Raw genomic sequence first — 21,110 nt, 5'->3', positions numbered from 1 at the left:
TCAGCGATGTATATTCCACAGGAGCGGATTTTGTTGGATCAACACTTTACCGATGCCACAGAGGCTCTGACAAAAATTGGCGAGTACTTAGTCAACCAGGAGATCGTCTCTTTACCTTATGTCAAAAGCCTTTTGCGGCGCCATCAAAAAACAGGTGTTTACATCGGTAACTTTGTTGCATTGCCCCATGGGGAAGAAGAAGCCCAGCAATGGATCAAGGAAGAAGGGCTCTTTTTGATCCAAGTGCCGGATGGCGTCGACTTTGGCACGAAGGAGCAACCCAAAATCGCTACGATCCTTTTCGTAGTCGTCTTAAAAGAGCAGCAATTAGCTGTTTTGCAAGAAATCGCCTTTTTTTGTTCCGATATGCAAAATGTTCGGGCGCTTAGTGATGCCGAATCGGTTGAAGAGATCCAACAGATTTTGCTTGCAGAAGAATAAGCGGTCAGCAGCAGACTGGCTTGTAACAAGAGAAGCGAACGAAATGAGTGAATGAGCTGCCTCCGTGTGCTCGCTCTTTCTACCTTGTGTAGAAGGAGCGGGTACACGTTTTTTTTTGTGTTTTGGCAAAAACCAGATAGAAATGCTCCACGTGAAACATAACAAAAATAAGCGAGTGCAGGGGCTACTCGCCTTTTTTTGTTCTATCCGTTTGGCTACAAGTTTTGGCACAGTTTTTTGTGCCAAAGTACGACTTTCGACCGTTTTGGGAAGCGCCTACAATAAGGGTGTAAGCAGACGAGAGGAGAGAAAAAAATGGAACAGACACAAAAAGCAGCCAAATCATCAGTAAAAGCAAAAGTTCAAAAATTAGGCAGTACGTTGTCGAGTATGGTGATGCCAAATATCGGCGCATTGATTGCATGGGGTGTATTAACGGCATTATTTATTCCAGATGGGTATCTACCAAATGAAGCCTTTGCAACGATGGTCGGTCCAATGCTAACGTATTTGATCCCAATCTTGATCGGGTATACCGGCGGGAAAGTGATTGCTGGCGACCGCGGGGCCGTGGTTGGGGCGATCGCGACGATGGGGGTCATCGTCGGAACAGATATCCCAATGCTATTGGGTGCGATGATCATGGGTCCTTTAGGCGGTTGGGTCATCAAGAAATTTGACGAGATCTTCCAAGACAAAGTTCGCGCTGGCTTTGAAATGTTGGTCAACAACTTTTCATCAGGTTTGATTGGCTTTGCCTTAGCATTACTGGGCTTTGTAGCAATCGGGCCAGTTGTTAACACCTTGACACAAGCAATGGCAGCAGGGGTAGAAGTGATCGTCAATGCCCACTTGATTCCATTAGCCAATATTTTTATTGAACCAGCAAAAATCTTATTCTTAAACAATGCCATCAACCATGGAATTTTGACACCACTAGGTACTGAGCAAGTCAGCGAATTTGGGAAATCAATTCTTTACTTATTAGAAGCCAATCCTGGACCTGGTTTAGGAGTCTTGCTAGCCTTCACTTTCTTCGGAAAAGGAGCAGCGAAATCTTCGGCACCTGGAGCGATCATCATTCACTTTATCGGTGGGATCCATGAGATCTACTTCCCATACGTCATGATGAAACCATTGATGTTCTTAGCAGTGATTGCCGGCGGTGTATCAGGAAGCTTTACCTTCCAATTGTTAGGTGCAGGCTTACGGGCACCTGCTTCCCCAGGTTCGATCATTGCGATCTTAGCAATGACGCCATTCAACTCGGTGATGAGTGTTGTTTCTGTCTTAGCCGGAATTGCCGTAGGAGCAGGCGTATCCTTTATCGTCGCTGCCGCAATCTTGAAAGCGGATGCGAAGGACACGGTGGATAATTTTGAAGAAAAAGTACAACAAACGCAAGCAGCAAAACTCAGCGCCAAAGGTTTGGCGGCTCAACCAATGACTGGCATCAATCGTATCATCTTCGCATGTGATGCAGGCATGGGCTCCAGTGCTATGGGGGCATCGATCTTACGTAAAAAAGTCAAAGAAGCGGGTCTTCCACAAAATGTCTCGAATTCCGCCATCAACAATTTGACGGACGATGCCAATACGCTGATCGTCACTCAAGAAGAATTGCAAGAACGTGCCAAACAAAAAGCGCCAAATGCGACCTTCGTCGCGGTTGAAAATTTCCTGAACTCTCCACGGTACGATGAAATCGTAGCTACATTGTCAGGGACGAAGACAGCGGGGGAGTCAGCAAAAACGTCTGAAGCAGGCAACCAGGCAGATGTTCCTTCCGCCAATGACCTTAAGCAAGTCAGTGAAATCATTTTGGCCCACGATGATCGCAAAGGTTCGGCAACGATGGCTCAGAAAGTCTTCCAAGATCTTTTAGCCAAAGAAGCTCTGACGATGCCGATCAGAAAAAGCCATATCAATGATCTCCATGCCAACGCCTCTTCCCTGGTGATCACAAAAGAAGCCTTAACGCCGCAAGCGCAAACTTCAGCGCCAGAAGCGATCCACCTATCCGTTAATAATCTGATGGGAACGACGAACTATCAACGGATCGTGGCATCAATCAAAGCAGCGAATTAAGAAAGGATGAGCCGAATGCAAGTATTAGAAAAAGACATGATTGAATTGAACAAACAATTTGCGACCAAAGAAGAAGCCATTCGTTACTGCGGCGAAAAATTGCTGGCGGCAGGCTGTGTGGAAGAAGAATACGTCGAAGCCATGCTTGAGCGTGACGAGATGCTCTCAGTCTATATGGGGAACTTTATTGCGATTCCTCACGGCACGGATGAAGCCAAAAAATACGTCAAAAAATCAGGTATCTGTATCGTGCAAGTACCTGATGGCGTGAATTTCGGTACCGCGGACGAAGAAAAAATCGTCACCGTTCTTTTCGGCATCGCGGGCAAAGGGGAAGATCATCTGCAATTGGTCCAACAAATCGCCCTCTTTTGCAGTGATATCGATAACGTCGTCGAATTGGCGGATGCTTTGGATAAAGAAGAAATCGCCCAAAGTTTGACCGTAGCATAAGGATTTAAGGAGGAGACAAGACATGAAGGCAGTTCACTTTGGTGCAGGTAATATTGGTCGCGGCTTTATCGGCGAGATATTGGCTGCCAACAACTTTGAAATCACATTTATTGATGTCAATGAAACGATCATTGACGCCTTAAAAGCAAGACAAGGGTATACCATCGAATTAGCCGATGAGACCCAAGAACAGATCCACATCGAGCATGTGACAGGATTGAACAATGCCAAAGAACCAGAAGCGGTGATCCAAGCGATCGCCGAGGCAGACATCCTTACGACCGCCATTGGTCCCAACATTTTGCCGCATATCGCTGAGCTGATCGCCAAAGGCTTAGAAGCACGTCAGCAACACCCAGACAAGCCAGCCATTGATGTGATCGCCTGTGAAAATATGATCGGCGGATCGACCTTTTTAAAAAGCGAAGTGCAAAAATACGTTGCGGATTGGTCAGCGTTGGAAGCGACGGTTGGTTTTCCAGATGCAGCGGTGGATCGCATCGTACCGCTGCAGCACCATGAAGATCCCTTATTCGTTCAAGTAGAACCCTTCTGCGAATGGGTGATCCAAGAGTCTGGGATGAAATCCTCGATCCATCTGCAAGGGGTCCATTATGTGGCGGATCTGGAACCGTATATTGAACGGAAATTATTCAGTGTCAATACGGGTCATGCCACGGTAGCGTACACAGGCGCCCTCCAAGGCTATCAGACGATCGATGAAGCGATGCAGGATCATTTAGTGGTGATCCAATTAAAATCCGTTCTCGAAGAAACTGGCCGCCTTTTAATTGAGAAATGGGCCTTTGATCCTGAAGAACATGAACGGTATATCGAAAAAATCATCCAACGCTTTAAAAACAAGCACATTTCCGATGCCATCACTCGGGTGGCACGGACACCTGTCCGCAAATTAGGGACCGAAGAACGCTTTATCCGACCAGTCCTTGAGTTAGAAAAACGCAACATGCAGCCAGATCATCTCTATGAAACGATCGGCATGATCTTCAATTACAAAGACCCTGAAGATGAGCAAAGCCAACAGTTACAAGCACTTTTGGATGAAAAATCACTACCGGAAGTCATTGCAGAAATCACTGGCTTGCGTGATGAAGACATGATTGAAACGATCCGACAAAACATTGAAAAATATGCGTATGTTGCCGCATAAAAACGAGTAACACACAGAACAAGCAGATAAATTGCCGCATCCGTAAAAGCTAGCCCAACAAGTGAGCTTTTGCGGATAGGTCAATTTCTTTCAGCGCTTGTTCTGTATTTTTTTGCTCACCGATTGACCTTTGCTGCCAACTTGACGATAATAAGAAAAGAAATGAGGGAGAGCAATGGAACGATGGTTTGAAGAAGCCCAGCTTCAAGTAATTGAGTTGCCGATCGAATGGCAGGAAAACCGTCCCGTCTATCGGGCCTTTATCCGTGAATTGCCGACGATCCAAGGGGAAGGAACTTCGCGGCAAGCTGTTTATCGGCAGTTGGCAGAAGCCTACGCGGCTTACCTTGCCCAACTTCGAGAGGTCAATGAGGCGCAGGAAGAAATGACGTCTTCCTTATTATCGACGGAAGAATTATTGCGCTACTATGATGGCGAGACCTTCGATGGTTTTGAGTTGCCCTCTGACGAGTAACAGGAAACGAGCCATGAACTGAAAACTGAAAAGCTACGCAAGAAAAAACCGCTCAGCTGCAGCTCGATCGATACGAAGGATCAAACGCTGCAACTGGCGGCTTTTTTTCTATCAAAGAAACCACGTCTTATTCGCGGTTAGTTCAATGCCTCAGTAATCGCTTGATTGAAGGCATCTAAGTCATCTGGGTTCCGACTGGTGATCAACCGATAGGTTTCGTCGATCACGACGGGCTCATCTTTGACGGTGGCACCTGCGTAGGCTAAATCTGGTCGCACAGAATCATAAGCCGTCAAGGTCAAATCTTTCGTCAGTCCTGTTTGGATAAACAGTTGTGGGCCGTGGCAAATGGCAAAGACGGGACGATCAGATGTCAAAAAGTCTTTCGTCAATGACACATAGCGCTCATCGGTCCGTAATTGGTCAGGGGAGAAACCGCCTGGGATCAACAAAGCATCAAAACTGGCGGGATCGATCGTATCGATGGCCGCATCGACGGGAAACGTTCCACCTTGTTTGCCTTTTACGGTCTCGGTGCCTTCATTACTAATAACGACTACTTCATGTCCGGCCGCTTCCAGTGCTTCTTTTGGTGACGTCAATTCAACATCTTCAACTAGATCAGTGACAATAACAGCAACTTTACTCATTCGATCTCCTCCTTATTACTTGATGAACAATTTGTTCACCTGCTATTATTTATGCTAACGAAGATTTTCGCTGTTGACAAATCATCTGTTTTGTCCGCAGCTTGAAAAAGAAAGAAGGCAACGCCATGGCAACGATCCAACTATTTATCTCTGATACCCCCCTTTGCTTTGAAAAAGCGGAATTCACTTTTATGGAAGAAACATTTGTCATCGAGAAACAGCAATTATTTGAAAAAGTTGATGCGGTGATGCATCAGGAAGTATCCTCGGCCTTGGTTTCATTGGTAGAAAAAGCCCTTTTGACGCTAGAAGCGATCGGGGAAGAAGAGGATTATTTCGACCTGCTTTATTTGACCTATGAGAATACCCGTCGTTCCCCCAGCGGACAGCAATTACTCGCACAGCCTTTTCCAGCTGTAGAGACAGCCTTGCAGCCGGTCTTTGATGAGTTGGCAGAACCGATCATAGAAAAGTTTTATGAAGAGCTGACCAATCAGCTAGAAGAAGTCGCCAATGATGAACTGTTTAGTTCTTACTATCTGGATGATGAGCAAGCGGTGATTCAAATTGATGCGCCGATCCAACATGAAGAAGTAATCGCTTTGCCCGCCCTTTTACGAGATTACCATGGCACGTTGCACCTGACCTTTGAAAAGTTTTATGAATACCTTGTGTAGCGACGGCAACTGCCGTCGTTATTTTTTGTGAAAACAGTTACATGTTTAGTTTTTTTTAAATCCTGCGACAGAAGCCTCGGGAATCTTGACCCTTTTGTCAGAAACGATTATAAAGGTAAGAAGAGGCTGAAGGAACCGAGACTGCCGATGGGCAGAATCGGGTAAGAAAAGGATGAGAATCATGCGAAAAGTCCCGCCTATTTTAAAACCAATTGCACTTTTAACGATATCAACGATCATTGCCACTGCCACCGGCGTGGTGAATTCAGGCAGTTACCGCCAACCAAGTCGTGCGACGGAAACGACAGAAACGACCGAACAAGCACCAAGTGAAAGCACACCGTCTTCGATAACGGAAGACAGTCAAAATCAAACACCTGCTAGCACGGACTCACAACCGACGAACGATGACCAGCAGACAACACCGTCATCCAGCAGTGAAGTAGTAACACCAGAAACGACCCCGTCTTCTTCGGTGCCGACAGAAACGACACCATCAAGCGATGAGAGTGTTTCACCGGCGACACCGGAAAACAATCAAGAAACGCCTTCTTCAAGTGAAGAAACCACGCCAGATCCACAAGGGATCATGGATGAGAATCAAGGAAATGAGTAGGTGAGAAAATGACGCTTATTTTAGATTTAATCAACGGCATCCACAAATTTTTGGGCTATCTTGACATCAGTCCCAAATACTTGAATCGCGCCTATACCATCCTCAGTATCATTCCAACGGCGTATATTTTGCGGATCGTCTATGGAATGTTTGCGAACCAAAACTATTTTCAAGCGATCCTTTATACGATCGGCTTTTTGGTCTTAGTCTATTTTTGGGTACTGAATATCTTCTATTATTTCTTGAATAAAAATATGAAGTTCGATGTCACTCAGACCTTTGTCAAAGTCTTGCCGGATGAAGTCTTCAATATTGAAGGGGAAACTATCAGCACCACCGACATTGATCGTTTGACGACTGAAAAAGCGGTGATCGATTTTGAAGAAGACTATCAGCTGGTATTGGCGAATCATTTGCAGACCTTGATCGCTCAAGAAGAATTGGCGATCAAACCGTCATCCAACGGCTTTACGATCCCGAAAAATACCTTGTATCCTTACTATTTTGTCAAACAGCAAGGGAAAAACGAGTACGTATTGCAGATCGGGACCAGCTACACGGAGATGACGAAAGTCGGCACGATTCAATGGACCGGCAAGCAACCTTTAGAGCCAGTGGGCTTATTTATCACTGGCGGTGATTTTGTCAAAAATGATGTCAAATACCATGAACCCTACAGTTTGAAATTGTACGTCAAAAAAGAGGTCTCCGAAGAAGAACCACAGACCTCAAGACAGGCATATCGACGACAAGCACGCAAATAAGAAAAGGCAGTTCCCCCAGAGCGTTCTCTGAAGGGACTGCCTTTTTGGTATCTCGGTTATTCGATCGGAATGTTTTTTGCAGGTGCGTCTTTGTAGCTAGCTTTCGGTAAAGTCAGGGTCAAAACGCCGTCTTCAAACACTGCTTTGATGGACTCGTCATCAATGTCTGTGATGGTGAAGGTCCGTTGATAGGCACTGCTGGAGCGTTCTTTGCGCAAATAATGTCCGAAATCATCCTCGGTTTCAGTGGTCTCCGTTTGAGCCGCTGAAATCGTCAAGGTATTGTTGACGTAACTGACGCGGATGTTTTCTTTCTTGATGCCGGGTAAATCTGCTTGAACGAGATACTTGTCTTCGTATTCTTTAATGTCCGTGTTCATTTGTCGTTCTTGCCAAAAACTGTTCATTAATTTGCCTAATAGTTCTTCGCCGCCTGCTAAATCTCTTGGAATCAAATTTGCCATGTGGTTCCCCCGCTTTCTTTTATCCATTGAGTTGGTACCTCTATTTTACGAGGAACCAAGCCAAAGGGCAACCAAAATGGCAACAATCATAAAAACAAGAGAAATCACTCAACTATCTTATAAGAATCTGCTATGATAGAACTAAATAACTATCAGATGATTGGATGAATGAAGATGGAGATTATTGAAAAAGCGCCAGCTAAGATCAACCTCGGTCTCGATGTGTTAGAGAAAAGAACAGACGGCTACCATGAGTTGGAAATGGTGATGTCTAGTGTTGATCTAGCCGACCGTCTGATAATGGAAGAGATAGCAGAAGATAAGATCATTGTAGAAACCAACAAAGCTTTTTTACCGATCGATAAACGCAATAATGTCTATCAGGCCGCCAGTATTTTAAAAAAACGCTATGGTATCAAAAAAGGCATCCGCATTCGCATCACCAAGAATATCCCGGTGGCAGCTGGGTTAGGTGGTGGCAGTACGGATTGTGCGGCAGCGCTGCGGGGGATGGTTCGCCTTTGGGACTTGGACCTCTCCATGGCAGAGCTGATCGATATTGGTATGGAAGTTGGCACTGATGTTCCCTATTGTCTGTATGGGACCACTGCTCATATTGCAGGAAAAGGGGAGCTGGTGACGCCGCTGCGGCCGATGCCGCAATGTTGGGTCATCTTAGTCAAACCTCGTCTGAGTGTTTCAACGGGGAAAATCTTTCAAGAAGTTGAGCTGGACCAACTGCACCATCCAGATATCGCAGCATTGTCTGCCGCCGTCTTAGCCGAAGATTACCCAGCAATGATCGCTGCCATGGGCAATAGCCTAGAAGCCATCACGATCCCGAAGTATCCGATCGTCCAACAGATCAAAGATCGCATGATGAAATACGGCGCAGATGTTGCCTTGATGACCGGCAGCGGACCGACTGTCTTTGCTCTTTGTCAAAAATATTCGCGGGCACAACGGGTCTATAATGCCTTAAAAGGATTCTGCGATGAGGTTTATCTTGTACGTACATTGAAATGAATGAGTCAAGGACACAGGCAGGAAGTGCCTGTGTTTTTTCGTTCCTTCGATAAAAATCAGTCATATAGCGAAGAAAAAGGCAGCTGAGGTAGGGAGGAAGCATCTAGAAGCTGCCCTACACAAAAGTCCCCGACTAAAAAAAGACGTCGGGGTCTGATTCTTTACCTAAAGCAAAGGCTATTCTTTTTGGTGCTGCTTCTTTGCGGATTTTTTCTTTTTGTCTTCTTCGTACAATGGTTTGTCGATCGTTTTGCGGATTTCTTCGGTTTGCTGCGATGCAGGATCTTCCGGTAAATCGATTCGATTCAGCAGTTCGCTGTTGTTTACAGTTGGCGGCACAGTTACAAATTCGTTCATCTTCGTTTCCTCCAAGTGCTTTTAGATGATTATCCTACTTACTCTCTAATTTTTCAAGTTATCACAAAGGAATCGCATGGCCAACGGTGTAAAATAAGACGATGTTCCCGAGAGAAGAATCCGCTTCAAATGAACGTTTTCTCCTATGTTTTCCGATTTATCTCGAAATAAAAGTTTTAAATCGTAAAACGTACGATTTGTCTTGACGAACCGGAAATCATTTGATAGAGTAACTTTTGCTAACAAAACGGAGTTGTTCCGTTTTAAAATAAAAAGATGAGCCAGCAAATGGAAGGGGAAATCCCGATGAAAAAAATCTTACTTACTACAGCACTCCTTTTAGGGGGCGTGCTTCTTGGCGCTTGTGGGCAGCAAGAAGCGACAAGTCAATCGAGTGACGCAGAAAAGCTGTCGATCGTCACGACCTTTTACCCAATGTACGAATTTACGAAAGAAGTCGCAGGTGAGGCAGCGGATGTCTCCTTGCTGATCCCTGCAGGAACAGAACCTCATGACTATGAGCCAAGTGCCAAAGATATGACCAAAATTATGGATGCAGATGCCTTTGTCTACAATAGTCCTGAGCTAGAAACTTGGGTTGCTAGTTTGACGGATTCCGTCGATCCTGAGCAAACAGCAGTGATTGAAGCGGCCAAAAACATTCAGTTGGTGGAAGGCACAGAGGAAGAGCATGGTCACGAGGACGAAGACAGCCATGAAGGCCATGATCATACGTATGACCCTCATGTTTGGACTGACCCAGTCTTAGCGATCCAAGAAGTAGAAACGATCCGCGATGACCTGATTGCGAAGTTTCCTGAGCAAAAGGCAACCTTTACGGAAAATGCGGCTGCCTATATCGAAAAGCTTTCTGCTTTAGATGAAGCCTACCAAGCGGCATTAAAGGATGCGACCCAACGAACCTTCGTTACGCAGCACGCAGCCTTTGGCTATTTGGCACGGCAGTATGATTTAGTCGAAGAATCGATTTCGGGCATTTCACCCGATCAAGAACCAACGCCAAGTCGGTTGGCTGAGCTGAAAGAATATGTGGAAGAAAAACAAGTCAAAGTTATCTATTTTGAAGAAAATGCCTCATCGAAGGTGGCTGAGACCTTAGCCTCTGAAACGGGCGTGGAGTTAGCGGTCTTGAATCCATTAGAAAGCTTGACGCAAGAGCAGATGGATAACGGCGAAACATACCTGTCTGTAATGGAAGACAATTTGGCAGCATTACAAAAAAGTATTCACTAAGGAGGCGCCTGCGTGCGTTATATCGATGTAAAAGATTTGACCTTTTATTATGATGATGAGCCCGTCTTGGAAGACATTTCTTACTTTGTTGAAGACGGCGAATTCGTGATTTTGACCGGCGAAAATGGGGCGGCAAAATCTACTTTGATCAAAGCAACCCTTGGTTTGTTGAAACCTTCTAAAGGAGCAGTCACCTTGGCGACCAAGAATGCAGCTGGTGAAAAATTAAGCATCGGCTACATTCCTCAGCAGATTGCTTCCTTTAACGTCGGGTTCCCCAGCACCGTTTTGGAATTGGTCCAATCAGGCCGCTACCCAAGAGATCGTTGGTTCAAGCGACTGACGAAACGAGACCATGAACATGTCCGCCGTGCATTAGATGCCGTCGGGATGTGGGACGTGCGTCATAAACGGATCGGTGAGTTGTCCGGTGGCCAAAAACAGCGGATCAGCTTGGCACGGGTCTTTGCCACGGATCCTGATTTATTTATTTTAGATGAACCGACTACGGGGATGGATGAACAATCCCGCAATCTGTTTTATGAACTGCTGCGGCACAATGCTCATGACCACGGCAAGTCGATTTTGATGATCACTCATGATCACGAAGATATCAAAGAATATGCGGACCGTCAGATCCGTTTAGTGCGGAAGGAGGATTCACCATGGCGCTGCTTTCATATGAATTCATGAGAAGAGCTTTTCTTGCGGCGATTTTTATTGCTGGTATCGCACCAATGCTAGGGGTCTTTCTGGTGATTCGAAGACAGTCATTGATGGCTGATACGCTGTCCCATGTCTCTTTAGCAGGGGTGGCACTAGGCTTCTTTCTAAATCTAAATCCGAGTTTGACGACGCTATTGATTGTAGTCATTGCCGCAATCATTTTGGAATACTTGCGAACACTGTACCGCAGTTATTCAGAGATTTCGATCGCCATTTTGATGTCCGGCGGTTTAGCGTTAGCCCTCGTCTTGATGAACCTTAGCGGGGGGAACTCCGCAACGAGTATCCAATCGTATTTGTTTGGGTCGATCGTTACGATCACACAAGAGCAAGTTTGGATCTTAGGCTTTTTGTTTTTAGTCGTTTTTGCTTTATTCTTCTTATTCAAACGGCCCATGTACATTTTGACCTTTGATGAAGATACCGCTCATGTCGATGGCTTGCCTGTGCGAGTGATGTCGATGCTCTTTAATGTCTTGACGGGGGTGGCAATCGCCATGATGATCCCGATTGCGGGTGCATTGCTGATCTCTGCGATCATGGTTTTACCAGCTGCCATCAGTATGCGTTTAGGCAAAAGCTTCAACGCGGTGATTTTGATCAGTGTCGTGATTGGCATGATTGGGATGATGTCTGGTTTGACCAGTTCCTTTTATTTGGACACACCACCGGGAGCGACGATCACGCTGGTTTTTATCGCTCTTTTCTTAGTAATCAATTTGATCAAACGCATCGTGATCCTCGTGCAACGAAAACAACGCCTCAAATAAAGGGCTTTATGAAAAAGAAACGAAGAATTTTCGTTTCTTTTTTTTAAACTCTAATCAAAACCGAACGATATAAGCAATATTTCAGATAATGCTCGCATTTATCCCGAAAAAGCCTTATAATAAGGCGAATAAACTAAAGGAGTTGTCCGGTGTGAAAATACGTCGAAGTGAACGACTGATCGATATGACACATTACTTGTTGAATCATCCCCATGAATTGATTTCATTGTCCTTCTTTTCTAAACGATATGCCTCTGCAAAATCATCGATTAGCGAAGATTTATCTATTATCAAAAAGACCTTTAAAGAACGAGGAACAGGCATTCTTGATACCGTGCCAGGCGCTGCTGGCGGTGTTTTTTTTGTGCCTGAAATTTCTGAAGAAGAAGCGTATGCGTACGTTGAAGGGCTGGCAAAACGCTTGTCTGAGCAAGACCGTTTGTTGCCTGGCGGCTATGTCTATCTATCTGACTTATTGGGCGAACCGGAATTGCTGCGCCAAGTCGGCCGCATCATCGCTTCCAAATATTTAGGCGAACAAATCGATGCGGTGATGACCGTTGCTACTAAAGGAGTTCCGATCGCTCAAGCAGTCTCTTACTACTTGAATGTTCCCTTCGTGATCGTGCGTCGTGATTCCAAGATCACTGAAGGCTCGACCGTGAGTGTCAATTATGTCTCTGGTTCTTCAGAGCGGATCGAAAAAATGGAATTATCCAAACGCAGCTTAAAGCGCGGCTCTAGAGTATTGGTGGTTGATGACTTTATGAAAGGCGGCGGCACGGTCAATGGGATGAAGAGCTTGATTGAAGAATTTGAGGCCGAATTAGTCGGTATTACGGTTTTTGCCGAAACGAAATTCAAAGGCAAGCGGGCCATCAGCGATTACAGCTCTCTGCTGTATGTTGAAGATGTCGATACCCAGACCAAAACGATCTCGGTAGTACCGGGAAATTATTTTGAGAAAAAAGCCTGATTTTTGTGGCTCTTAGACTGGCGCAAGCAGCTGTTTTTCGAACGGCGGCTGCCAGTCTTTTTTTGATTGGTCTAGGTGGAGATTCCTTAAATCGTTGAAATTTACAAGTACTTGGGCTAAACTGTTTATAGGAAATTCAATGAACAAAAATCGTTCAGATTGATAGGAGTGGAATACGTGGACGCACGTTTTGCAATAATTTTAGCGGCTGGAAAAGGCACGCGCATGAAATCGAAGTTATATAAAGTGTTACATCCGGTTTGCGGTAAGCCAATGGTGGAGCACATCATGAACCGAGTGGTGGAAACAAGTCCTGAAGAGATCGTGACGATCGTTGGTCACGGGGCGGAAATGGTCAAGGAGCAACTGGGGGATCGCACCAATTACGCCTTACAAGCCGAACAATTAGGTACCGGTCACGCTGTCGTTCAAGCCGAATCATTTTTAAAGGGCAAAAAAGGCACGACCTTAGTAATTAGTGGGGATACGCCGTTATTGACGACGGAAACCTTGAATAACTTGTTCGATTACCATCAAGGGAAAAATGCATCGGCAACGATCTTGACGGCACAAGCGGCAGACCCAACGGGCTATGGCCGGATCGTACGGGATCATGTCGGCATCGTGGAAAAAATCGTCGAGCAAAAAGATGCGTCGACCGAAGAAGCACTGATCCAAGAAATCAATACAGGCACGTATTGCTTTGACAATGAATTGTTATTTGACGCCTTGGCAAAATTAGATACGGACAATGCCCAAGGGGAGTACTACTTGACTGATATTATCGAGATCTTAAAGGAAGACGGCAAAATCATCGCTGCTTATCAAACCGAAGATTTCCATGAATCTTTAGGAGTCAACGACCGCATCGCCTTAGCCGAAGCCAATCGCTTGATGCGCCAGCGGATCAACCGTCAACACATGCAAAACGGCGTGACCTTGATCGACCCGGCGACGACTTATATCGACGAAGGCGTTGTGATTGGTTCAGATACCTTGATCGAAGCCGGTGTGATCATCAAAGGGCAGACGACGATCGGAGAAGACTGTGTCATTACGGCAGCTTCTGAAATTGAAGACAGCAAGATCGGCAACCAAGTGACGATCAAGGCATCGACGATCGAGGAGAGCATCATTCATGATGGCGCCGATGTCGGTCCCAATGCCCACCTTCGCCCCAATGCGGAAATTTTGGCCCATGCCCATATCGGTAACTTTGTGGAAATCAAAAATGCGACGATTGGTGAAGGCACCAAAGTCGGACACTTGTCCTATGTCGGTGATGCAACCTTAGGCAAAAACATCAACGTCGGCTGCGGTGTAGTCTTTGTTAATTATGACGGCAAGAGCAAATTTAAAACGACTGTCGGGGACAATTGCTTTATCGGCTCCGGGTCTAATCTGGTTGCACCCTTGACCATCGAAGAGGAAACGATGATCGCTGCTGGCTCAACGATCACCAAAGATGTTCCTAAACACAGTATGGCGATTGCCCGCGCCCGTCAGGAAAATAAAGCGGATTACGCGAAAAAGTTACCTTATCTAAATTAGAAATAGCGAAATGACTTGATTTCTTAAGGAAAAATGACTACTATTTATTAGGAAGAAGATTCTAGTAAAAAGGAGTCATTTTTTTCTAGATGAACGCAAAGAAAGTGGAGGTTCTCATGTCAAATCATTATTTTGATCCAAGATTGAAGATTTTTTCTCTGAACTCAAATCGTCCTTTGGCGGAAAAAATCGCAGCTGCAGTAGGTGTTGAATTAGGTAAGTGTTCAGTCAAACAATTTAGCGATGGTGAAATCCAAGTGAATATTGAAGAAAGTATTCGTGGTGCCCACGTCTACGTGATTCAATCAACCAGCAGCCCTGTAAACGATAACCTAATGGAATTGCTGATCATGATCGATGCTTTGAAGCGCGCCAGTGCGAAGACGATCAATGTAGTAATGCCTTATTATGGTTATGCAAGACAAGACCGCAAAGCGCGATCAAGAGAACCAATCACCGCAAAACTTGTAGCAAACATGATCGAAAAAGCCGGTGCGAACCGTATGGTTACACTGGATTTGCATGCTTCACAGATTCAAGGGTTCTTTGATATCCCAGTTGACCACTTGATGGGTGCACCATTGATCGCCAACTACTTCTTGGAAAGAGGCATTCAAGGCGATGACGTCGTAGTCGTTTCACCAGACCACGGTGGCGTGACTCGTGCCCGCAAATTAGCTGAGTTTCTTAAGTCACCAATCGCGATCATCGACAAACGTCGTCCGAAAGCCAACGTAGCGGAAGTCATGAATATCATTGGTCATGTTGAAGGCAAAACTTGTGTCTTGATCGACGATATGATCGATACTGCTGGTACCATCACATTGGCTGCGAATGCGTTGAAACAAGCAGGTGCCAAAAGTGTTTACGCCTCATGTACTCACCCTGTCTTGTCAGGACCTGCCTTGGAACGGATCGAAGATTCGGCCATTGAGCATCTAGTTGTGACAGATTCGATTTACTTGCCAGAAGACCGTAAGTCGAAAAAAATCGATGAGATCAGTGTTGGTGCCTTGATGGGCGAAGCGATCAAACGAATCCATGAGAACAAACCAGTAAGTCCACTGTTTGAATCAAAATTATCAATTTAATCGTGCCTCATAAGCATGAGAACAACAGCCAATGGTCGGTCTTTAACCGCTCATTGGTTGTTTTTTTCTGAGGAGTTTCAGGATGTTTTTAGAAAAAACGATCGCAGTCATGTTTCTTTTCACCAATTTATGGTATTCTTGAAAGTGACTTGCGAAACGCAAGCACAAAATAAAATAGAATCTAATCACAAAGGGGAGTCTGCAAAGGCTGAGAATGAGAGTACTCTAAACCCTTCGTACCTGTTTCGATCATGCGAACGTAGGAATTGTGACGAGTTGAAGTGTCTAACACTTCTCCTTTGTGAATTGTGATGATTCTAAAGGAGGAGTTTTTTTTGAAACGAAAAATGTCGCTGCAAGTGTGGACGGAAGGAACGATGATTGCTGCGATCGGGGTCGTCTTGTCGTATATCCCAATCCAGACAGCCAATTCCAGTATCGACTTGTCTCTAGGGCTCGTGCCCTTGGTCTTGTATTCGTATCGTCGCGGGGTGCTGCCGGGAATGACGGCGGGATTTATGTGGGGCTTGCTGAATATTTTGATTGGTAGCGCCATGCGTAACTTTATCACCGTTCCACAGATCATCTTTGAATATCCCTTTGCCTTTGCTTTTGGCGGGATGGGCGGCTTGTTTGCTAATAAAATCCAGCAAGCGATCCGTCAAAACAGCAAAACCGTTACGTGGTATGTCGTCTTAGGGGGCATCGTGGCGGTGATTAGCCGTTGGTTTTGGCATTATTGGGCAGGGGTGTTTGTCTGGGGAATGTACGCACCAGAAGGACAAAGCCCGTATCTGTATTCCTTGATCTTCAATGGAACATCGGTCATTATCAATATCGTTTATGTAGGGGTCGTCCTAGGTCTCTTAGTCAAGGCCGCCCCGAAATTATTTGTGCCGAAAGCTTAGTTTTAGAAATGAAATCATAAAAAATGTCTTGATGCTCTTTGAAAAAGAGAAGCATCAAGACATTTTTTTGTCGAAAAAGCCAAAAGCCAAATCTTCTTGATCAATTTCCAACGACCAGTTTTTTTTGCTGGCTGAGTAGCGCAAAACTGCAATTTGATCTAACTCTTTTTGATTGACCAATGTGCTTTTCAAGCCAGCATCTTCTGACAGATAGATCGGGATCGTATAAGTTTTATCGATCAGTTGTTCTTGTGTCAGACAGAAGACGATGCCTTCTTGCATGATTCCCCGCAACTCTTTCAGCAAATTAAAATCGAGTTTTTCCACCGGTGTTGCTTTTTTAAAAAAGGAGAGGCGATCATTGATTTTTTCTAAGACGATGCGGGTGATCCGATCCGCCAAGATCCGGTAATACTCATCTAAGTAACGATAATAAACGCGGGAACGTGCATCTTTTAAGTCAAAGAAAACAAAGTTATTTTGCAGTTTGTAAAAGAAAGGGGAGTGGAGGTGTGTCTTCATGTGGCCAAAATATAACAATTCGGAGATCTCTAAAGGCGTCAATTCTTTGACCATCTCGTAATCATTAAAATCGATCCACTTCATTTCTTCGGCAATGCGACCTTTGTTGATTTGCTGAAAAAACAGTTGGACATCTTCCATTCCGCGTATCACTTTTAAGCCCGTATGACCGTCGAATTCGCCGAAATCACTGGAAGGATCAAGCAAGAGCAAATTCTTGGGCTGATGGACGATGCTCTTGTTAAAATCTTGGGGGGCAAGCCCGCGGGTCAAGACGGCATTGCTGGTTGTATCAATATGTACGTAAATCGTGTTAGACATGCCGATCGATCCCTCCTATATACTAAGTTCATTCTACAACAAAGCGCTGAAAATTGCTTGTATCTTTTCGTTTAAAGTTATATTACAAAATAACAGAAAAAACAATTTTTAAGTTCCCTTTTTCGACAAAAAAAGGCAAATCTTGTCTTTTCGTAAAAAAACTGGCCAAAATTGGCGTCTTTATGAGGATTTTGGTATGATAAAAGAAGAAACTAATGGAGACGAGAACCTATGAGAAAAAAGAAAAGCAGACTTTCGAATTGGCTGAGCAATCTCTTTTTGCTTGTGCTGTTATTGATTGGTTTAGCATTGATTTTTAATAATCAAATCAAAAATTATTTTATTAAACAAACAGGTGAAGCATACGCAGTCGGCACCATTGATCGTAGTGAGGTCGAAAAAAATATGGAAGCGGAAGCGACCTTTGATTTTGATGCCGTGGAGCCGGCAAGTTCAGAAGCAGTCTTACGGGCGCAGCTGAGCAACAAAGCTTTGCCAGTGATCGGCGGCGTGGCGGTTCCCAGTGTTGGGATCAATCTGCCGATTTTTAAAGGCTTGGCCAACGAGGCCTTGCTGTATGGTGCTGGTACGTTAAGTCCCACCCAAAAAATGGGGGAAGGCAATTACGCGTTAGCTAGCCATCGCGCTCAATCGCCAGAGCTTTTGTTTACGCCATTGGATGATGTCGCGATCGGGGCGGCTATCTATGTGACCGATCTGGAAAATATTTACACGTATACTGCGACTTCTTCTGTGCGGGTCGACCCGACCGATGTTTATTTGCTTGACGAAGTAGAAGGCCGCAAAATGATCACGCTGATCACCTGTGGGGAAATGGGCGGTGTCACCCGTCGTGTGATCCAAGGTGATCTGGAATCTGTAACGCCTGTCGACGAAGCAACGGATGAGATGTTGGCAGCATTCAACATGGCACAACGAACATTTTAATCAAAAGAATAGCTCGAGTGGTACGGCAGATGGCGTGTCATTCGTCTATTCTTTTTTGCATAAGGAGGCGTCTTGATGAAAGTGAAAAAACTGACTTCGATCGATTTTCTTGCACAAAGGGCAGGGTTTCAAGAAAGCCGACTGGTCTTTTCCTTTTTTGAGTCGCACTCAAAAGCGCGACGAGCATTTCTTGCCGACATGGCGCAGCAGGGCTGGCAGATCGACAGCCGTTATGGCCGCTTTTACCTTGCCGGGCAGTTTGATTTTGACCAAAAGACACTGACTATCACCAATCTGCTGGTGGAAGCGGCCGCCGAGTTTACTTGGAAACAACTGCTGGCCGTGACAGAAAGCTTCGCCCGCAGTCGCTTTGTAGCAGCCGTCTTGTGGCAGCTTCCTCATCGGCCCCCCTTGGCTGAGTGGTTTATCCAGCAAGGGTATCAGGTGGTCCCTCAAGGGTATCAAAGAGCGCTATCTTATCAGACGGCGCTGGTTTTAGGCGGTGGCGGTGCTCATGGGGCGTATCAAATCGGGGTTTGGCAAGCGCTGCAAGAACGGGGCATCACCTTTGAATGGATCACGGGAACTTCCGTCGGTGCCTTGAATGGTGCCTTGATTTTAATGAACGATGTGGAAGCGGCCGTCGATTTATGGGCAAATATCTCCAGCGAGCAAGTATTGCACTATCCGCTTGCTTCGGTACGAGCCCAAACACTGCGGGATTTGATGAATCAAGCCAACTCGCTGGTCCGTGAAGCGGTCAAAAGCAACGGCGCCAGTACCGAACCCTTGGCAAAGCTTTTGCAAAAGACCTTTGATCAAGAAAAATTCAGCCAAACTGCTTGTCATTTGCTAATCTGTACGACTCGTCTGCCAGATTTCAAGGAGACGGTTTATGCCTTTGATCCATCAGCAGTAGAAGAAAACCTGCATTGGTTATTGGCATCCGCCTCATTTTATCCAGCGATGCAGGCGCAAAAAATTAATGACGCCTATTACATCGATGGCGGCTATCGCAACAACCTGCCCATCGATGTCGCTCTACAGCAGGGGGCAACGGAATGTATCACCGTGGATGTCCAAGGACCCGGCATCAATAAAAGGACGGTTTTGACGGAAGAAACTGCGCAACTTTCGTTAGGGTCTCCTTGGTCCTTAGGCAGCTTTTTGGTTTTTGATGCCCAGCGTTCGCTGGATAATATGACCTTGGGCTATTTGGAAACCTTGAAAGTGTTCGGCAAATACCAAGGCCATTGGTATACCTTTGAAAAGACGGTTGATTTTCAGCCGTTATGGCGGGGCTTTTTGAAAGAGCTACGCCAGACAGACCCGTTGCTTTATCAGGAACTAAAGAAAAAAGAATTTTGGAAAAAAATGCGTAAATTCTATCAACAGGATGTGCCATTTGAGCAGTGGGGGCGTATACTGATAGAGTGTACCGCGAAAGTATTGTATCTAGCGCCTACGGTGATTTATGAGCAGGAAACGATGCTAACGGCTTTAGCTGAAAAAATTGCGCTAAAGGCAGTGGAAGAAGCCGATGCCTGGTCGATCACCGAGTGGCTGAGCTATTATCGCGACCGTTTTTTTGTCTTGTCCGAGCAAAACCGCTTTTTCTTTTTTTATCGGACGCAGCAATTGAATCTGCCCGCCCTTCAGCAGATTCGTCGGCGTTACCCGCTGACTGCTTTAATGGCAGCGTATAGTCACTATCTTTTGAAAGGAGCAGAAAATGGATAAATTTTCGTATGAAATCGTTGAAGAGATCGCCGTGCTTTCGGAAAATCAAAGAGGCTGGCGCAAAGAATTGAATTTGGTGAGCTGGAATGGGCGTCCGCCAAAATTTGATCTGAGAGATTGGGGCCCAGAGCACGAGAAGATGGGCAAAGGCGTGACCTTATCCAATGAAGAATTTGCAGAACTTAAAAAAGCCCTGCTTTCCATGTAAGAAAGCAAAACGGTGAGGAGTGATCAAATGAAAAGTATGACTGGTTTTGGCAAAGGCAGTGCAGAAACGCCAGATGTGCAGATCGAAATTGAGATCAAAAGTGTCAATCAGCGCTTTTTGGACCTGCAGCTGCGAATGCCCAAACAATTGAATCCTCTAGAAGGTGCTTTACGGCAGTCGATCAAGCAGACCCTCCAGCGGGGGCGAATCGAATTGTATGTGACGTTAAAAGAAAAAACCGCAAATACGAAACAGATCGAGATCCAATGGGACCTGCTGGAACGTTTCATGCAGGAGATCGATACCGAAGCCAACGCCCGTTTTGACCTGACAGAGCTGCCAAAAGCAGCATTGCTGGAACAATTCCTGCTCCATGAGGCTTTTCTAACGATCTCTGATCAAGAGCCAGAAGAAAGCACCTTAGCCGATGGCGTGATGGAAGCATTAGACCAAGCGTTGGCAGCGATCGACCAAAGCCGCTGGGTGGAAGGGCAAGGCATTCTGCAGATCTTACAAGAAAACCAGCGACAGCTGCAGGAAAAGCTGACAGAACTCAAACAATTCGTGGCCCTCTATGAGGCGGACTACCAAGAACGCTTTGAAAAGAAACTGACTGCTTATTTAGGGGAAGAAGTCGATCGCGATCGTTTACTGACAGAGTTGGCGATTTTATTGGAACGCGGCGATATCCACGAAGAACTGGATCGTTTAAGTATCCATTTAACGACGATGACGGAGCTGCTGGCAGCCGAGACACCAATAGGTCGAGAACTGGATTTCTTGATCCAAGAGATGAACCGGGAAGTCAATACGATTGGTTCAAAATCGAGTCCGATCCAAATCAAAAACAGTGTCGTCCAAATGAAGACGATCATTGAGAAAATCAGAGAACAAGTTCAAAACATCGAGTAGG

Annotated in this window: 24 protein-coding genes and 1 riboswitch; of the genes, 20 read left to right on the top strand and 4 right to left on the bottom strand. The window is 45.5% G+C overall.

Going from position 1 to position 21,110, the window contains the following annotated elements; translation table 11 throughout:
* The first annotated feature begins 6 nt into the window (after positions 1–6).
* The 5 genes from IGJ01_RS17005 to IGJ01_RS16985 all read left to right on the top strand — a co-directional run bounded on the left by IGJ01_RS17005 (position 7) and on the right by IGJ01_RS16985 (position 4,628).
* Positions 7–441 carry a PTS sugar transporter subunit IIA gene (locus IGJ01_RS17005; protein WP_016612038.1) on the top strand — a complete coding sequence of 145 codons (435 nt, stop codon included), beginning with the start codon at positions 7–9 and terminating at the stop codon, positions 439–441.
* A 315-nt stretch (positions 442–756) separates the two neighbouring features.
* The gene (locus tag IGJ01_RS17000; RefSeq protein ID WP_430601274.1) at positions 757–2,529 is read left to right on the top strand and encodes a PTS mannitol transporter subunit IICBA; all 1,773 of its coding nucleotides are present in this window, start codon (positions 757–759) and stop codon (positions 2,527–2,529) included.
* A 15-nt stretch (positions 2,530–2,544) separates the two neighbouring features.
* On the top strand, positions 2,545–2,982 hold the full coding sequence (locus tag IGJ01_RS16995) for a PTS sugar transporter subunit IIA (RefSeq protein WP_008381683.1): 438 nt from the start codon (positions 2,545–2,547) through the stop codon (positions 2,980–2,982).
* 22 nt (positions 2,983–3,004) lie between these two features.
* Positions 3,005–4,153, top strand: a complete 1,149-nt coding sequence (locus tag IGJ01_RS16990; protein ID WP_142437285.1) for a mannitol-1-phosphate 5-dehydrogenase — start codon at positions 3,005–3,007, stop codon at positions 4,151–4,153.
* Between the two features lie 175 nt (positions 4,154–4,328).
* Positions 4,329–4,628: a hypothetical protein gene (locus IGJ01_RS16985; RefSeq protein ID WP_005232957.1), complete on the top strand. Its 300-nt coding sequence runs from the start codon at positions 4,329–4,331 to the stop codon at positions 4,626–4,628.
* A 137-nt stretch (positions 4,629–4,765) separates the two neighbouring features.
* Here IGJ01_RS16985 and IGJ01_RS16980 read toward each other — a convergent pair whose 3' ends face one another.
* Positions 4,766–5,278 (bottom strand): type 1 glutamine amidotransferase domain-containing protein, encoded by a 513-nt coding sequence (locus tag IGJ01_RS16980; protein ID WP_005232958.1) that lies wholly within the window; start codon positions 5,276–5,278, stop codon positions 4,766–4,768.
* 125 nt (positions 5,279–5,403) lie between these two features.
* Here IGJ01_RS16980 and IGJ01_RS16975 point away from each other — a divergent pair, with 125 nt between their 5' ends.
* From IGJ01_RS16975 to IGJ01_RS16965, 3 genes are all read left to right on the top strand, one after another.
* Positions 5,404–5,955: a hypothetical protein gene (locus IGJ01_RS16975; protein ID WP_430601273.1), complete on the top strand. Its 552-nt coding sequence runs from the start codon at positions 5,404–5,406 to the stop codon at positions 5,953–5,955.
* Positions 5,956–6,136: 181 nt separating this feature from the next.
* Positions 6,137–6,571, top strand: a complete 435-nt coding sequence (locus IGJ01_RS16970; RefSeq protein ID WP_005232960.1) for a hypothetical protein — start codon at positions 6,137–6,139, stop codon at positions 6,569–6,571.
* Between the two features lie 8 nt (positions 6,572–6,579).
* A complete protein-coding gene (locus IGJ01_RS16965) occupies positions 6,580–7,335 on the top strand; it encodes a DUF6681 family protein (RefSeq protein WP_086298910.1) in 756 nt (251 codons plus the stop codon).
* A gap of 56 nt (positions 7,336–7,391) precedes the next feature.
* Here the strand turns inward: IGJ01_RS16965 and IGJ01_RS16960 are convergent, their stop codons facing one another.
* Complete coding sequence (locus IGJ01_RS16960; protein ID WP_034871953.1) at positions 7,392–7,799, bottom strand: Hsp20/alpha crystallin family protein; 408 nt, start codon at positions 7,797–7,799, stop codon at positions 7,392–7,394.
* A 174-nt stretch (positions 7,800–7,973) separates the two neighbouring features.
* Between IGJ01_RS16960 and ispE the strand changes: the two genes are divergently transcribed.
* The gene (ispE, locus tag IGJ01_RS16955; RefSeq protein WP_008381696.1) at positions 7,974–8,825 is read left to right on the top strand and encodes a 4-(cytidine 5'-diphospho)-2-C-methyl-D-erythritol kinase; all 852 of its coding nucleotides are present in this window, start codon (positions 7,974–7,976) and stop codon (positions 8,823–8,825) included.
* A 177-nt stretch (positions 8,826–9,002) separates the two neighbouring features.
* On the opposite strand, the gene IGJ01_RS16950 is transcribed toward ispE, so the two are convergent.
* On the bottom strand, positions 9,003–9,182 hold the full coding sequence (locus IGJ01_RS16950; RefSeq protein ID WP_005232965.1) for a hypothetical protein: 180 nt from the start codon (positions 9,180–9,182) through the stop codon (positions 9,003–9,005).
* A gap of 306 nt (positions 9,183–9,488) precedes the next feature.
* On the opposite strand from IGJ01_RS16950, the gene IGJ01_RS16945 reads away from it, so the two are divergent.
* The 7 genes from IGJ01_RS16945 to thiT all read left to right on the top strand — a co-directional run bounded on the left by IGJ01_RS16945 (position 9,489) and on the right by thiT (position 16,458).
* Positions 9,489–10,436, top strand: coding sequence for a metal ABC transporter substrate-binding protein (locus IGJ01_RS16945; protein ID WP_034878800.1), 948 nt, complete (start codon positions 9,489–9,491; stop codon positions 10,434–10,436).
* A gap of 12 nt (positions 10,437–10,448) precedes the next feature.
* Positions 10,449–11,129, top strand: a complete 681-nt coding sequence (locus IGJ01_RS16940) for a metal ABC transporter ATP-binding protein (protein ID WP_005232967.1) — start codon at positions 10,449–10,451, stop codon at positions 11,127–11,129.
* On the top strand, positions 11,102–11,932 hold the full coding sequence (locus tag IGJ01_RS16935; RefSeq protein WP_005230272.1) for a metal ABC transporter permease: 831 nt from the start codon (positions 11,102–11,104) through the stop codon (positions 11,930–11,932). The genes IGJ01_RS16940 and IGJ01_RS16935 overlap by 28 nt, the downstream gene beginning before the upstream one ends.
* 151 nt (positions 11,933–12,083) lie before the next feature.
* Positions 12,084–12,908: a pur operon repressor gene (purR, locus tag IGJ01_RS16930; protein WP_008381701.1), complete on the top strand. Its 825-nt coding sequence runs from the start codon at positions 12,084–12,086 to the stop codon at positions 12,906–12,908.
* A gap of 177 nt (positions 12,909–13,085) precedes the next feature.
* A complete protein-coding gene (glmU, locus tag IGJ01_RS16925) occupies positions 13,086–14,459 on the top strand; it encodes a bifunctional UDP-N-acetylglucosamine diphosphorylase/glucosamine-1-phosphate N-acetyltransferase GlmU (RefSeq protein WP_008381702.1) in 1,374 nt (457 codons plus the stop codon).
* 116 nt (positions 14,460–14,575) lie between these two features.
* The gene (locus IGJ01_RS16920) at positions 14,576–15,550 is read left to right on the top strand and encodes a ribose-phosphate diphosphokinase (protein WP_008381705.1); all 975 of its coding nucleotides are present in this window, start codon (positions 14,576–14,578) and stop codon (positions 15,548–15,550) included.
* 181 nt (positions 15,551–15,731) lie between these two features.
* Positions 15,732–15,833: riboswitch (TPP riboswitch) on the top strand.
* A gap of 52 nt (positions 15,834–15,885) precedes the next feature.
* The gene (gene thiT, locus IGJ01_RS16915; protein WP_008381706.1) at positions 15,886–16,458 is read left to right on the top strand and encodes an energy-coupled thiamine transporter ThiT; all 573 of its coding nucleotides are present in this window, start codon (positions 15,886–15,888) and stop codon (positions 16,456–16,458) included.
* Between the two features lie 54 nt (positions 16,459–16,512).
* Here thiT and IGJ01_RS16910 read toward each other — a convergent pair whose 3' ends face one another.
* Positions 16,513–17,301 (bottom strand): hypothetical protein, encoded by a 789-nt coding sequence (locus IGJ01_RS16910; RefSeq protein ID WP_005232973.1) that lies wholly within the window; start codon positions 17,299–17,301, stop codon positions 16,513–16,515.
* 231 nt (positions 17,302–17,532) lie between these two features.
* Here IGJ01_RS16910 and IGJ01_RS16905 point away from each other — a divergent pair, with 231 nt between their 5' ends.
* The 4 genes from IGJ01_RS16905 to IGJ01_RS16890 all read left to right on the top strand — a co-directional run bounded on the left by IGJ01_RS16905 (position 17,533) and on the right by IGJ01_RS16890 (position 21,109).
* Positions 17,533–18,249, top strand: a complete 717-nt coding sequence (locus IGJ01_RS16905; protein ID WP_005232974.1) for a class A sortase — start codon at positions 17,533–17,535, stop codon at positions 18,247–18,249.
* 75 nt (positions 18,250–18,324) lie between these two features.
* Entirely contained in the window at positions 18,325–19,989 is a 1,665-nt protein-coding gene (locus IGJ01_RS16900) for a patatin-like phospholipase family protein (RefSeq protein WP_144330825.1), read from the top strand.
* Complete coding sequence (locus IGJ01_RS16895; protein WP_005230288.1) at positions 19,982–20,197, top strand: YdbC family protein; 216 nt, start codon at positions 19,982–19,984, stop codon at positions 20,195–20,197. The genes IGJ01_RS16900 and IGJ01_RS16895 overlap by 8 nt, the downstream gene beginning before the upstream one ends.
* A gap of 27 nt (positions 20,198–20,224) precedes the next feature.
* Positions 20,225–21,109, top strand: a complete 885-nt coding sequence (locus IGJ01_RS16890; RefSeq protein WP_061053501.1) for a YicC/YloC family endoribonuclease — start codon at positions 20,225–20,227, stop codon at positions 21,107–21,109.
* Position 21,110: the final 1 nt, after the last annotated feature.

The organism is Enterococcus sp. AZ089, assembly GCF_050547225.1.
GTDB classification, from domain to species: Bacteria; Bacillota; Bacilli; order Lactobacillales; family Enterococcaceae; genus Enterococcus_D; species Enterococcus_D entomosocium.
This window is presented reverse-complemented; position numbering and strand designations above follow the sequence as displayed.